The 13,628-nt window shown below is 73.7% G+C and carries 10 protein-coding genes; 1 reads left to right on the forward strand and 9 read right to left on the reverse strand.

The window, feature by feature from the left end; translation table 11 throughout:
* Positions 1-45 precede the first annotated feature (45 nt).
* The 9 genes from ACZ7LB_RS07395 to ACZ7LB_RS07435 all read right to left on the reverse strand — a co-directional run bounded on the left by ACZ7LB_RS07395 (position 46) and on the right by ACZ7LB_RS07435 (position 11,860).
* Positions 46-2,352 (reverse strand): xanthine dehydrogenase family protein molybdopterin-binding subunit, encoded by a 2,307-nt coding sequence (locus ACZ7LB_RS07395; protein ID WP_471465940.1) that lies wholly within the window; start codon positions 2,350-2,352, stop codon positions 46-48.
* Positions 2,349-4,739: a (2Fe-2S)-binding protein gene (locus tag ACZ7LB_RS07400; protein WP_471465942.1), complete on the reverse strand. Its 2,391-nt coding sequence runs from the start codon at positions 4,737-4,739 to the stop codon at positions 2,349-2,351. Before ACZ7LB_RS07400 ends, ACZ7LB_RS07395 begins: the two co-directional genes overlap by 4 nt.
* Positions 4,736-5,629, reverse strand: a complete 894-nt coding sequence (locus ACZ7LB_RS07405; RefSeq protein ID WP_161225736.1) for an FAD binding domain-containing protein — start codon at positions 5,627-5,629, stop codon at positions 4,736-4,738. Before ACZ7LB_RS07405 ends, ACZ7LB_RS07400 begins: the two co-directional genes overlap by 4 nt.
* Positions 5,630-5,948: 319 nt before the next feature.
* Entirely contained in the window at positions 5,949-7,571 is a 1,623-nt protein-coding gene (locus ACZ7LB_RS07410) for a beta-N-acetylhexosaminidase (protein ID WP_471465944.1), read from the reverse strand.
* Positions 7,572-7,577: 6 nt separating this feature from the next.
* Positions 7,578-8,423 (reverse strand): carbohydrate ABC transporter permease, encoded by an 846-nt coding sequence (locus tag ACZ7LB_RS07415; RefSeq protein WP_471465945.1) that lies wholly within the window; start codon positions 8,421-8,423, stop codon positions 7,578-7,580.
* The gene (locus ACZ7LB_RS07420; protein ID WP_471465947.1) at positions 8,420-9,415 is read right to left on the reverse strand and encodes a carbohydrate ABC transporter permease; all 996 of its coding nucleotides are present in this window, start codon (positions 9,413-9,415) and stop codon (positions 8,420-8,422) included. Before ACZ7LB_RS07420 ends, ACZ7LB_RS07415 begins: the two co-directional genes overlap by 4 nt.
* A complete protein-coding gene (locus tag ACZ7LB_RS07425) occupies positions 9,412-10,722 on the reverse strand; it encodes an extracellular solute-binding protein (protein WP_471465949.1) in 1,311 nt (436 codons plus the stop codon). Before ACZ7LB_RS07425 ends, ACZ7LB_RS07420 begins: the two co-directional genes overlap by 4 nt.
* Before the next feature lie 247 nt (positions 10,723-10,969).
* Positions 10,970-11,257: a DUF3039 domain-containing protein gene (locus ACZ7LB_RS07430; RefSeq protein ID WP_161225731.1), complete on the reverse strand. Its 288-nt coding sequence runs from the start codon at positions 11,255-11,257 to the stop codon at positions 10,970-10,972.
* 30 nt (positions 11,258-11,287) lie between these two features.
* The gene (locus ACZ7LB_RS07435; protein ID WP_471465950.1) at positions 11,288-11,860 is read right to left on the reverse strand and encodes a YqgE/AlgH family protein; all 573 of its coding nucleotides are present in this window, start codon (positions 11,858-11,860) and stop codon (positions 11,288-11,290) included.
* A 234-nt stretch (positions 11,861-12,094) separates the two neighbouring features.
* On the opposite strand from ACZ7LB_RS07435, the gene murA reads away from it, so the two are divergent.
* Positions 12,095-13,441, forward strand: coding sequence for a UDP-N-acetylglucosamine 1-carboxyvinyltransferase (gene murA, locus ACZ7LB_RS07440; RefSeq protein ID WP_471465952.1), 1,347 nt, complete (start codon positions 12,095-12,097; stop codon positions 13,439-13,441).
* The last annotated feature ends 187 nt before the right edge of the window (positions 13,442-13,628 follow it).

Consider the following 13,628-nt stretch of genomic DNA (forward strand, 5'->3'; position numbering starts at 1 on the left):
CCCCGACACTACGGGCCGCCACTGACAACGGGGCCCGCGCCGGTCTCAGGCGGTCACCACCGCGGCCTGCGGGCGGATCGGGAGGCGGTTCACCGACCGGCCGGTGGCGGCCCGCACGGCGGAGGCGACGGCGGCCGGGGAGGCCACCACCGGCGCGGCGCTGACCGCCTTCGCGCCGAACGGGGCGACCACGTCGCGTTCCTCGACGAGCCGCACGATGCGGATGTCGGGCGCGTCCAGGGCGGTGGGCAGGGCGTAGCCGGTCAGGTCGGGGTGGCGGACCAGTCCGCGGGGGGCGCGGAGGTTCTCGGTGAGGGCGATGCCGACGCCCTGGGTGACGCCGGCCTCGATCCGGGCGGCGAGCTGGGCGGGGTTGAGCACCCGGCCGACGTCCTGGGCGACGGCCAGCTCCACGACCCGTACGGAGCCGATCTCGATGTCGACGTCGACGACGGCGCGGACGGCGCAGAAGGCCATGCCGACGAAGGCGTCGCCCTGGCCGGAGGCGTCCAGCGGCTCGGTGGGGTGCGGACGGCACTGGGCGGTGGCCCACAGCTCCTTGCCGTCCAGCGCCTCGGCGACCGTGGTGGAGAGCACGCCGTCGTAGGAGGTGATCCGGCCGTCGGTGATCTGCAGCAGTTCGGTGGACATGCCGAACTTGTGGGCGAGGGGCTGCAGGAGCTGGGTGCGGACCATCTTGGCGGCCCGCTCCACCGCGCCGCCCGACACCCAGGTGTGGCGGCTCCGGCAGCCCGCCCCGGCCGGGGGCTGATCGGTGTCGACGGGAGCGACGCGCACCTCCTCGATCCCGAGGGTCTCCTGCACGATCTGGCGGGCCAGGGTGGTGAAGCCCTGGCCGGTCTCCACCGCAGCGCACAGCACGGTCGCCACGCCGTCATGGACCTTGACGGTGGCCGTGGAGACCTCGTCGGCGCCCTCCGCGCCGAGCATGTGGACCATGCCGACGCCGTAGCCCACGCCCCGGCGCACCGCGCCCGGTTCGCCCGCGCCCTCGGGGCCGCCGGGCAGCAGCCACTCGTCCTCGGGGGTGTCCTTGGGCAGCGCGGGCAGCGGGAACTCGCGCACGGCGGAGAGGAGTTCGGCGACGGGGGCCGGGCAGGTGACGGCCTGGCCGGTGGGCAGGACGTCGCCGGTGGCCATGACGTTGCGCATCCGCACCTCGGCCGGGTCCAGGCCGAGCTTCTTGGCGATCTTGTCCATCTGCGCCTCGTAGGCGGCGCAGACCTGCATGGCGCCCTCGCCGCGCACATGGCCGGAGGGCGGGTTGTTGGTGCGCACCGCCCAGCCCTCGATGAAGGCGTTGGGCACCGCGTAGGGGCCGCAGGCGAAGGAGACGGCGGCGGCCAGCGCCTCCGAGGAGGTGTCGGCGTAGGCGCCGGCGTCCAGGAGGATCTGCGCCTCGACCTTCACGACCCGGCCCTCGGCGTCCGCGTGGTGGCGGTAGCGCAGCAGGGTGGGGTGGCGGTGGGCGTGGCCGAGGAAGGACTCCTCGCGCGTGGCGGTGAGCTTCACCGGGCAGCCGGTCCTCAGGGCCAGCAGGCCGAGCGGGAGCTGGAAGCCCTGGTCCTCGCGGTCGGCGGTGGCGCCGGGCACCCCGGTGACGACGATTTTCACCCGTTCGGGTGCCAGTCCGTAGCAGGCCGCGGCGGTGTCGCGGTCGGCGTGCGGATCGGTGGAGGCCAGGTACAGCTCGACGCCGCCGTCGGGGCGGGGCACGGCGAGTCCGGCCTCGGCGCCGATGGGGGCGGGGTCCTGGCGGCCGATGCGGTACAGGCCCTCGACGACGAGGTCGCCGGCCGCCTCGGGGTCGCCGTGGCGCAGCGGGATGTGCCGGATCAGGTTGCCGTCGGGGTGCAGCGGCTCGGCCTCGAAGGCCAGTTCGGGGTCGGTGACGGGGTCCAGGAGCTCGTACTCGACGATGACGGCGGCGGCGGCCATCCGCGCGGTGTCGGGATGGTCGGCGGCGACGGCGGCGATGGGCTCGCCGTGGTGGCGCACGACCTCGGAGGCGAACACCGGGCGGTCGGCGCGGCCGCGGCCGTGCACGGGGCTGCCGGGGACGTCCTCGTGGGTGATGACCGCGCGGACGCCGGGCATCTCGCGGGCGTGGCGGGTGTCGATGGACACGATGCGGGCGTGCGGGTGCGGCGAGCGCAGCACGGCGGCCCACAGCAGGCCCTCGGCCCAGAGGTCGGCGGCGTAGGGGAAGGTGCCCTCGGTCTTGGCGCGGGCGTCGGCGGGCGGCAGGGAGGTGCCGAGGCCGTGCGGGACCGCCTCGGGGCCGGTCTCCGCCTGGTCGGCGGCCTCCGCGGTGGCGGCTTCGTTGCTCACGCGTGGCCTCCCTCCCGGCCGTGGGGCCGGTCTCCGTACGGGCCGCCGGGCGGTCCCTCGTCGTAGGGCTGGTGGTCGTACGGGCCGCCCCCGGAGCCCTCGTCGTACGTCCCGCCGTCGTACGTCCCGTCGTGGGCGGCGCCGTGGGTCCCGTCGCCGTGGGTCCCGTCGGGGCCGGGCCCGTCCGGGTGGCTCCCCTCGGGGCGGGCGCGCTCGTCGTGGGCGGGCGGGGAGCCGAAGGCGGACGGGTTGACCCCGCCGGCGCCCGGACCGGCCTGGTGCGGGATGCGGGCTTCGTCCCCGTCGGCGCCGGGCGCGGCGGAGTGCGTCCCGCGTTCGGCGACGACCTCCTTGACGGCCTGGAGGACGCCCCGGTAGCCGGAGCAGCGGCACAGGTTGCCGCAGAGGGCCTGCCGGGTCTCCAGCTCGGTGGGGGCGGGATTGCCCTCCAGGAGGTTGTGCACGGTCATCGCCATGCCGGGCACGCAGAAGCCGCACTGCACCGCCCCGCACCGGGCGAGCGCCCGCTGCACGTCGGAGGGGTTGCCGTCGACGGCCAGGCCCTCGACGGTGCGGACCTCGCTGCCCGCGGCGGTCACGGCGGGCACCAGGCAGGAGGCGACCAGGCGGCCGTCGACCTGCACGTTGCAGGCGCCGCACTCGCCCTGCGAACAGCCGTCCTTGGCGCCCGCGAGGCCGAGCCGCTCGCGCAGCACGTAGAGCAGCGACTCCCCGATCCACGCGTCGGTGACGGGGCGGTCGGTGCCGTTGACGCTCAGCACGTAGGAGGCGAGGGGGTGTTCGTCCTGCGGCCCCAGGGGGGCCGGGGTGGCGGGCGGTGCCTCCGCGGCGGTGCCCGGGGCGTCCCCTCCGGGGCGCGCGTCGGAGTCGCCGGGCGCGGTGGCGTCGGCGGGGGCGGTGGCGTCGGCGGGGGCGGACCCGGAGCCGGGCTCCGGGCCGGGGTCCGTGTCCGGGGCGGGTCCGGGCTCCTCCCCCACGGGCCCGGCGCCCGCCGGGCTCCCGTCGGGGACGGTGTCGTCCGCGCCGGTGGTGTCGTCCCCGTCGGCCCCGGGGGGCGTGCCGGGGGCGGCGCCGTCGGGGGCGGCGGGTCCGGCCCCGGGGGCGGCGCCCGGCGCGGGCGCGTCCTCCCCGGTGCCGTCCGGAGTGTCCCGCGGCGCGTCCTTCTGCGCGGGGGCGGCGCCGTCCGGCGTGCCGTCCTCGTGTCCGGGACCGGCGGCGTCCTCGGCGTCGGGCTCCGGCGCGGCTCCGGCCGCCGGGGGCTCCACCGGCTCGTCGGCGGCTCCGGACGCGAGGTCCGGGTCCGTGTCCGGCCCGGCGGACGCCCCGGCGGGTCCTCCGGGTGTCTCCCCCGGCTCCTGGCCGGCACTCTCGGCCCGGTCGGCGCCCTCGCCGGGGAACGGTCCGGCCGCCGGGGGACCGGCGGGCGCGGCCCCCACGGGGGCGGCCCCGGAACCGGGCGCGCCCGCGACCGGCCCGGCGGCCGACGGCTCCGCGGGAAGCGGTCCGGCCGGGGCCGGACCGTCGGCGAGGGGCTCGGCCGGGAGCGGCTCCGCCGTGCGGGCCGCCCAGGGCGCCGGGGCGCCGCCGGGGAGGGTGTCCGGCGGGTTGCCGCCCCACTGCCCGGCCAGCGCGGACGCGGCGAACTCGCCCGAGTCGTCCGGGAGGTCGCCGTCGGCGACGGGGATGGACCACTGCCCGGTGACGTCGTGCCCGGGGGCCGGGGCGCTCTGCCCGGAGGCCCCGGAGAAGTCCCACTGACCGGTGTCGGTCCCGGGGGGGTAGGTGAACCGGTCGTCCGGGACGTGCCCCTGGGCCGTCCCGTAGGGGCCCTGAGCCGTCCCGTAGGGGTCCTGGGCCGCCCCGTAGGGGTCCTGGTGGCCGTACCCGGGGTGGCCGTGCTGCCCGGGGTGGACCGGCTCCGGGCCCTCCTGGACGCCGTGCCCCTGACCGGTGTGCTCCCGTCCGGGCGGCTGCTCCGGATAGCCCCGGCCGACGTACCCGGTGGCCGCGTGGTCGCCGCGCACGGCGTACTCCGGTCCCCCGGCGTACTCCTGTCCCGGCGCCCCGCCCCGGTCCTCCGGGACGTGCCACTGGGCACCGTCCACGGGGGCGGAGGGCAGCGCCCAGTTCCCGGTGTCCGCCGGGTCGGCACCGGCGGTCGTGGCGGGCGCGACCGTTATCTGCGGCGGCACGTAGCCGTGGCCCGGCGCGGCGAGCGGGCTGTCGGCGGAGGCCATCAGCGCGTCGACGCCGCCCTCGGGAAGCTGGACGAAGGCGGTCGCGCCGTCGTCGTAGTCGCCCTGGGGCAGCGGGTTCCAGCGTCCGCCGCCCTGCGGCATGCCCTCTCCGTGCCGGTCGTCGGTCACGACAGCGCCCTCCCCAGTGCTCGCCGGGCCAGCGCGGCGACGGTGCGCCGCAGGTGCAGTACGGCGGGCGACAGTTCCGCCACGGTTCCGTCCCCGGCCGGGGCGGGGTCGGGGACGCAGGCGGCGGCGACGTACTCGCCGAAGGCGCTCAGGGCCTCCGGGACGATCGCGCGGCCGTTGTCCCAGTCGATGAGCGAGGCCACCCACTGCTCGGCGTCCAGCGGCCGCAGCGGCATCGGCGCGATGGCGCCGACGGCACAGCGCACCCCGCGCCGGGCGGGGTCGAGGACCAGGGCCACGGAGGCCATCGCGCGGCCGGGCCCGGTGCGGCCGGTCGCCTTCAGGAAGACCTGCGGGGCGTGCAGCAGGGGCACCCGCACGAAGCCGATCAGCTCGCCCGCGCGGAGCATCTCCACCCCGGCCAGCAGGTGCGAGACCGGCACCTCGCGGCGGGCCCCGCCCGGACCCGCGATGACCAGCGCGGCCTCCAGGGCGGCCAGCACCGGCAGCGCGTCCCCGGTGGGGGCGGCGGTGGCGATGTTGCCGCCGAGGGTGCCCGCGTTGCGGATCTGCGGCGGTCCGGCCGCGCGGGCGGCGGCGGCGAGCGCGGGGATGAGCGCGGCGAAGTCGGGGCGGCCCATCCGGGCGTGGGTGAGTCCGGCGCCGAGCAGGGCGTGTCCGTCCTGGTACTGCCAGCCGCGGATCTCGCTGATCCGGCCGAGGCCGACCAGGGCCGCGGGCCGGAGCTGCCCGGAGTTGACGGAGGTCATCAGATCGGTGCCGCCCGCCACCGGCACGGCCGCGGGCAGGGCGGTGAGCGCCGCCACGGCCTCGTCCAGTGTCGTGGGCAGCGTGACGGCCTGCGCCGCCTGCGGTGCGTGCGTGGTCAAACCGACTGCCCCTTCCCGCCGTCCCACCTGATCCCGCCCGTGTGGCCGTACGGTACGTGCTGAGAGGGCGGACGTGGCAACTCTGGCACATCTTCGCAGGGCCCGAACGCAGGGGTCCGCTAGGAGGCATTCGCCCGCCTCACCCGGGAGATGACCCGGTTTGACCCGGGTTCACCGGCCATGACGGACGATCGAAGACGTGTACGGGTTGCCACCCTTGGGAGGCATTCCGGGACTTGTCCGGCTTTTCCCTTACGGGAGTGATGCGTGCGGGGTGATCCGGCCACCGGCCCTGCGGCCGGATCACCCCGCCCCGCCGCTACTGCCGCGGCGGCGGCCCGTCGATCGGGCGGCCGAGGATGCCGGGCCGCCGCTGCCAGGGAAGCGGGCCGTCGGGCCGCCGGTAGGCGACGCCCAGGGCGTCGAGCCGCCGGTAGTGGGCGGCCAGCCGCTGTTCGAACCCGGCGAAGTCCCGCTCACCGGGGGCGGGCAGCGCGCTCCAGGCCACCTCGGCGAAGGCGGCGAGCCGCGGGAACACCTGGTAGTCGACGCGGCCCTGGTTCTCCATCACCTCGGTCCAGACGTTCGCCTGGGTGCCGAGCACGTGGACGGCCTCCTCGGGTGTCAGTTCGGCGGGGACGGGCTCGAAGCGGTAGACGTCCTCCAGGGTGCGCACGAAGCCGATCGGCACCGGCTCGTCCTCGCCCGCGTCCTGACGGTGGTCCAGGTACACCTGCTGCTCGGGGCACATCACCACGTCGTGGCCCGCGCGCGCGGCGGCGACCCCGCCCGCGTAGCCGCGCCAGGACGAGACGGCCGCGCCCTCGGCGAGCCCGCCCTCCAGGATCTCGTCCCAGCCGATGAGCCGCCGGCCGCGTTCGGTGAGCCAGGAGTCGAAGTGCCGGATGAACCAGGACTGGAGTTCGTCCTCGTCGGCGAGTCCCAGTTCCCTGATCCGCGCCTGCGCGACGGGACTGGCCCGCCATTGCGTCTTGGGGCATTCGTCGCCGCCGACGTGAATGAACCGGGACGGGAACAGATCGAGGAGTTCCTCGAACACGCCCTCGTAGAAACGGAGGGTGGCGTCGGTGGGCGCGAGGACGTTCTCGGAGACGCCCCAGGTGTCCCAGACGGTGAGTGAGGCGGTGTCCACGACATCGTTGTTCCCGAGTTCCGGATAGGCCGCGATGGCGGCCTGCGAGTGCCCGGGGACATCGATTTCGGGGACGACGGTGATGTGCCGTTCGGCGGCGTAGGCGACGATCTCGCGGATGTCGTCCTGGGTGTAGAAACCGCCGTGCGGAGTGTCGTCCCAGAGGGGCGAGGCGCGGTGGCCCCATTTGGTGCGCGCGCGCCAGGAACCGGCCTCGGTGAGCCGGGGATGGCGTTTGATCTCGACGCGCCATCCCTGATCGTCCGTCAGATGGAAGTGGAGGACGTTGAGTTTGTGCGCCGCCATCAGGTCCAGATAGCGCAGGACGCCGTCCTTGGGCATGAAGTGCCGGGCGACGTCGAGCATCATGCCGCGCCAGCGGAACCGGGGCGCGTCCTCGACGGTCCCGCCCGGCACGACCGGGGTGCGGCCGGGCCGCAGGGGGGCGCGGCGGAAGGCCTCGGGGCCGAGGAGCTGGCGCAGCGTCTGGGCGCCCCAGAAGACGCCCGCGGGGCCGCCGCCGCGGATCTCGACGCCCCGCCCGCCGTCCGCCGTGAGCCGGTACGCCTCCGGGTCGAGGGAGTCGTCCAGCAGCAGCCGTACGCCGCCGGGGGCGTCCCGGGAGCCGGGCCGCAGGGGCAGTCCGAGGGCGGCGCCGAGGGTGGCGCGCAGCCAGCGTTCGGTGGTTTCGGTGCCGGGCGCGGCCCACAGGGTGGTGTCCGGGTCCAGTGGCACACCGGTGTGGTCCGGTCCCGCCACGGCGCGGGGCGCCGGAATGAGTTCGGTCACGTCAGGTCAGTCCTTCACCGCTCCGCCGAGGCCGGAGACGAGTCGTCGTTGCACGAGTACGAAGAACACCAGTACCGGAATGGTCATGACGGTGGAGGCCGCCATGACCCCGCCCCAGTCCGGGTCGTCGGGTTTGTAGAAGACCAGCAGCGCCATGGGCAGCGTGGACTGGGAGGTGTCGCTGATGATGAACGACTTGGCGAACAGGAAGTCGTTCCAGGTCGAGATGAAGGAGAACACACTGGTGGCCACGAGTCCCGGGAAGACCAGGGGGAAAAGGATCTGCCACAGGAACCGGGTCCGGCTCGCGCCGTCGATGTAGGCGGCCTCCTCCAGGGCCTCCGGGACGGCTTTGACGAATCCCCGCAGCATCCAGATCGCGAACGGCAGCGAGAAGGCGATGTGCGGCAGGATCAGCGAACCCAGGGTGTTGAGCTGGCCGAAGTCCCGCATGAGGAAGAACAGCGGGATGGTGAGGGCTTCCACGGGCACCATCTGGGCCACCAGGAACATGATGAGCAGGGTGGTCCGGAAGCGGAAGCGGAAACGGGTGACGGCGGTCGCGGCCAGGAACGCGATGAGCGCGGAGGCGACCACCACGGTTCCCGCGACGAGCAGGCTGTTGAGGAAGTAGCGGCCGAATTCCTGCTGCCCGAAGACCCGCCGGAAGGAGTCCAGCGAGGGGGCCGTCGTCCAGGGACGGGGTTCGGTCGACTCGATCTCGCCCGCCGGCTTGAAGGCGCTCAGCACCATCCAGTACAGCGGGAAGGCCACCACGACGGCGATCAGCAGCGCCGAACTCTCCGCCGCCAGCCGCCACGGGCGGCGTACGCGCAGACGCGTGAGGTTCACAGCTCCTCCCCCTGGCGGCGCAGCAGCCGCAGGTAGACCAGCGTCACGACGAGCAGGATCAGCAGCATGACGACGCCGATCGCGGAGCCGAGGCTGTACTGCGAGGACGCGAACGCCTTCTGGTAGGCGTAGACGTTGAGGACGAGGTTCTGGCCGGCGATGCCGCCGCCGTTGGTCATGACGTAGATCTGGGTGAAGACCTTGAAGTCCCAGATGATGGACTGGATGGTGACGACGACCAGGATGGGCCGCAGCATCGGGGCCAGCACCGAGCGCCAGATCCGCCACTGCGAGGCCCCGTCCAGGGAGGCGGCCTCCAGCACCTCGGAGGGGACGGCCCGGATGCCGGCGTAGACGGTGACCATGACGAACGGGAACGAGCACCAGACGACTTCGAGCAGAACGAGCAGGAAGGCGCTGTAGCGCCCGTACGTCCAGGAGTGGTCTCCGAGGCCGAGCATCCGGTTGACGGGGCCGAAGTCCGCGTCGAACAGCAGCAGCCAGACCGTGGAGCCGGTGACCGCCGGTGTCGCCCAGGCGCCCAGGGCGGCCATCATCAGCGCCAGCCGGGGCAGGGCCCGGATCCGGGTGAGCAGCACGGCGAGCGCGCAGCCGACGGCCAGGGTGGAGACCACACAGGCGGCGGCGAAGACGACGGTGGAGAGCAGGACCCGCCAGAACTCTTCGTCGCCGAACAGCTCGGCGTAGTTGCCGAAGCCCTGGAAGGTGGTCGGTTCCCCGCCGCTGACCTGGGCCTGGGTGTACTCCAGGAAGGAGATCAGGCCGAGCTGGTAGACGGGGTAGATGAGCAGCCCGCCGAGGACGACCAGGGCGGGGGCGAGATACAGCCAGGGGGTGGCGGCCCCGCCCCGCCGCGCGCTGCGGCGGGGGGCGGGACCGGGCGGGCGGGCGCCGCGCGGGCGGCCGGGACCGGGGTCCGGACGCTCCGCCGAGCGCACCGCGCCCCCCTGTTCACCGGGTACCACGGTCATCCGGCGGAGCCAAACGCGTCATTCATCTTTTTCGCCGCGTCGCCGGAGGCGGTGGCCACGTCCTTCTTGCCGCTGACGACCTCCTGGAACATGGTCGGCAGCACCAGCGAGGAGTCGATCTGGGCCCACGCGGGCGAGGCCGGCACGAACTTGGTGCCCGCGGCCAGGGTGTCGACGAAGGGCTTGACGAACGGCTCCTTCTCGGCGACGTCGCGGCGCGCGTCGGAGAAGGTGGGCAGGAAGCCCATCGCGTCGAACATCTCGGTCTGCGTCTTCTTGGAGGCGAGGCGCTGCATCAGGTCGACGGCCAGCGTGCGGTGCGTGGTGCTCTTGAGGACGCCGAGGTTGTTGCCGCCCGCGAACGCCGGGGCGATCGAACCGGCCTTCACACCGGGCAGCGGCACGACGGCGTACTTGCCCTTGACCTTGCCGGCCTCGATGGCCGCGTGGCTGAAGTCGCCGCCGATGGCCATGCCCGCCTTGCCCGCGGCGAACGCGGTGACGGTGTCGTTGCCGCCCATCCCGGCGCACTTGGCGGCGGGACAGTTGTCGTCGGAGAAGAGGGAGGTGTACTCCTTGATCCCCTTCTGGGCCTCGGCGCTGTCGATGCCGGAGGCGTAGGAGCCGTCCTTGCCACTGGCGAGTTCGCCGCCGTTGGCCCAGAGGAAGGGCATGGCGCCGTAGGTGTAGGCACCGCCGACGGCGATGCCGTACATGCCGGGCTCGGCGGCGCGGACCGCTCGGGCGGCGGTCGCCAGCTCCGCGAGGGTCGTCGGGGGCTCGAGCTTCAGCTCCTTGAAGATGTCCGTGCGGTAGTAGAGGGCGCGGACGCCGACGAAGTACGGGGCGCCGTAGACCTTGCCGTCGACGGTGACCGACTGGCGGGCCGTCGGGTCGGTGTCCTTGGCCTCGTCCCAGGCCTCGAACTCCTTGCTGATGTCCAGGAGGCCGCCGTCCTTCACGTAGCCGGCGGTGTCGGTGTTGCCGTACTCGATGATGTCGGGGGCGCTCTTGGGGTCGTTGAAGGCGGCCTTGATGCGCTGGGCACGGGTCTCGACCGGGATGTACTCGATGTTGACCTTGGTGCCCTCGTGCTCCTTGCGGAAGTCGGCCAGGACGGCGTCGACGACCTTCTGCTTGGGCTTGGTGTCGACCTCCTGGAAGAGCCAGACGCGCAGCGTGCCGCTCTTCTCGTCCTTGCCGGAGGAGGAGTTGTCGGTGGTCTGGGGGGCGCAGGCGGTGGCGCTGACGGCAGCGGCGGCCAGGAACACGGCCAGGCGGGCGGGCAGTCTGGCGGGGAGCTTCATGGAGCGGTCCTCCGGTCAAGGGGCGTTGCAGCATGCGCAATGCTGGTTTTGCTCTGCACAACACCTCGGAGGCTAGGTACTTCATGAACGCGCCCACAAGAGGTCTCAACCACTCTGTGACCGCGCGACGCATCCTGTGCAACGCGAAGACACCGCGTGGTCGGCGCAGAACGCGCGAAAGCCCCCGAAATGCGTCAAAACGCACTTCAGGGGCTCCGACCGGCCCGGCGCGGTGGGGGCCGGGGCGCTACTTCTTGTCGCCGCCCTTGCCGCCCTGGTCGCCGCCGGCGCTCATGGACTCGTAGATCTCCTTGCACATGGGGCACACCGGGTACTTCTTGGGATCGCGACCGGGCACCCAGACCTTGCCGCAGAGCGCCACGACGGGGGTGCCGTCGAGGGCGCTCGCCATGATCTTGTCCTTCTGGACGTAGTGGGCGAAGCGCTCGTGGTCGCCGTCGCCGTGGGACACCTGCGGTGTCGGCTCGACGAGGGTCCCCGTACCAGTCCCGCGCTCGGGCTCAAGAGTGCTCATAACCGCCAAGGGTACTGAAGGCCGGGGGCTTCAGTTGAGGGACGGGTCGTCCGGATACGTCGCCACCATGGCCAGGTCGCCGCGCTGGCGGCGCAGCACCTCGCGCCAGAGCCCCTCGGGTGCCGGGGAGGACACGTCCCCCGGTTCCGAGTCGACCACGTACCAGGCGCCCTCCTTCAGCTCGCCCTCCAGCTGGCCGGGGCCCCAGCCCGCGTACCCGGCGAAGATCCGCAGCGAGCCGACGGCGGGGGCCAGCAGCTCCGGCGGGGCCTCCAGGTCGACGAGGCCGATGGCGCCGTGCACCCGGCGCCAGCCCAGCGGGGCGCGCCCGCCCGGCGCGCCGCCGGGGACGACCGCGACGCCGAGCGCGGAGTCCAGCGAGACGGGGCCGCCCTGGAAGACGACGCCCGGCTCGCCGGCCAGCTCGGCCCAGGCGCCCAGGATGTCGCCGACGCCGACGGGCGTCGGCCGGTTGAGGACCACGCCGAGGGAGCCCTCCTCGTCGTGGTCGAGCAGGAGCACCACGGCACGCTCGAAGTTCGGGTCCGCCAGGGCGGGCGTCGCCACGAGCAGCCGTCCCGCGAGCGAGGACACCTCGGTCATGCCTGACATGATCCCGCATGTTCCCCCCGGGCGGGGAGGCAATCGGGGGCACGGGGGTGAACCGGGCCCCGCGCACGCGCCCCCCGTGACCCTCCGCACCCGTCACGGAGCGCAGCGTGTTGTGACGAACCCATGACGTGGCGGGAACCGGTCCGGGCCTACGAAGGGGGGGTGCGGGGCGACTACCCTTTCCCTCCTGTGCCCCCTGGACCCCACCCACGAAACGCGAGATCCATGACCGTCAACGGCGCTGATGACGTACTCCTTGTCCACGGCGGAACCCCGCTGGAGGGCGAGATCCGGGTCCGCGGTGCGAAGAACCTCGTACCGAAGGCCATGGTCGCCGCCCTGCTGGGCAGTGCGCCGAGCCGGCTGCGCAACGTGCCGGACATCCGCGACGTGCGCGTCGTCCGCGGACTGCTGCAACTCCACGGAGTGACGGTCCGTCCGGGCGAGGAGCCCGGCGAGCTGGTGCTCGACCCGACCCATGTGGAGAGCGCGAACGTCGCTGACATCGATGCCCACGCGGGCTCCTCGCGCATCCCGATCCTGTTCTGCGGGCCGCTGCTGCACCGCCTGGGGCACGCGTTCATCCCGGGCCTGGGCGGCTGCGACATCGGCGGGCGCCCCATCGACTTCCACTTCGACGTGCTGCGGCAGTTCGGCGCGCGCATCGAGAAGCGGGCGGACGGCCAGTACCTGGAGGCCCCGCAGCGGCTGCGCGGCACCAAGATCCGGCTGCCGTACCCGTCGGTCGGCGCGACCGAGCAGGTGCTGCTGACGGCGGTGCTCGCCGAGGGCGTCACGGTGCTGTCCAACGCCGCGGTCGAGCCGGAGATCGAGGACCTGATCTGCGTCCTGCAGAAGATGGGCGCGATCATCGCCCTGGACATCGACCGCACTATCCGCATCACCGGTGTGGACGAGCTGGGCGGCTACACCCACCGGGCGCTCTCCGACCGTCTGGAGGCCGCCTCCTGGGCGTCGGCGGCGCTGGCGACCGAGGGCGACGTCTACGTCCGCGGCGCGCAGCAGCGGTCGATGATGACCTTCCTGAACACCTTCCGGAAGGTGGGCGGCGCCTTCGAGATCGACGACGAGGGCATCCGCTTCTGGCACCCGGGCGGCAGGCTGAAGTCCATCGCCCTGGAGACGGACGTCCACCCCGGCTTCCAGACCGACTGGCAGCAGCCGCTGGTGGTCGCCCTGACGCAGGCCACGGGGCTGTCCATCGTCCACGAGACGGTCTACGAGTCCCGGCTCGGCTTCACCTCCGCCCTGAACCAGATGGGCGCCCACATCCAGCTCTACCGCGAGTGCCTCGGCGGCTCCGACTGCCGCTTCGGGCAGCGCAACTTCCTCCACTCGGCGGTCGTCTCCGGCCCCACCAAGTTGGAGGGCGCCGACCTGGTCATCCCCGACCTGCGCGGCGGCTTCTCCTACCTCATCGCGGCCCTCGCCGCGCAGGGCACGTCCCGCGTCCACGGCATCGACCTGATCAACCGCGGCTACGAGAACTTCATGGAGAAGCTGATGGAGCTGGGGGCGAAGGTCGAACTCCCGGGCAAGGCCCTGGGCTGACCACACGACCACGGGAAGCCGAGCACTCCCCGGGCCGGGGGTCCGGGGGGTGTCCCCCGGGCCGGCACAGCATGGAGAAGCTGATGGAGCCGGGGGCGAAGGTCGAACTCCCGGGCAAGGCCCTGGGCTGACCACACGACCACGGGAAGCCGAGCACTCCCCGGGCCGGGGGTCCGGGGGGTGTCCG

The organism is Streptomyces sp. NPDC107521 (assembly GCF_055598485.1).

What these genes read in the sequence shown, in the direction of transcription:
- ACZ7LB_RS07420 (WP_471465947.1), bottom strand. Translation starts at nt 9,415, where the DNA reads ATGACCGTGGTACCCGGTGAACAGGGGGGCGCGGTGCGCTCGGCGGAG.
- ACZ7LB_RS07425 (WP_471465949.1), bottom strand. Translation starts at nt 10,722, where the DNA reads ATGAAGCTCCCCGCCAGACTGCCCGCCCGCCTGGCCGTGTTCCTGGCC.
- ACZ7LB_RS07430 (WP_161225731.1), bottom strand. Translation starts at nt 11,257, where the DNA reads ATGAGCACTCTTGAGCCCGAGCGCGGGACTGGTACGGGGACCCTCGTC.
- ACZ7LB_RS07435 (WP_471465950.1), bottom strand. Translation starts at nt 11,860, where the DNA reads ATGACCGAGGTGTCCTCGCTCGCGGGACGGCTGCTCGTGGCGACGCCC.
- murA (WP_471465952.1), top strand. Translation starts at nt 12,095, where the DNA reads ATGACCGTCAACGGCGCTGATGACGTACTCCTTGTCCACGGCGGAACC.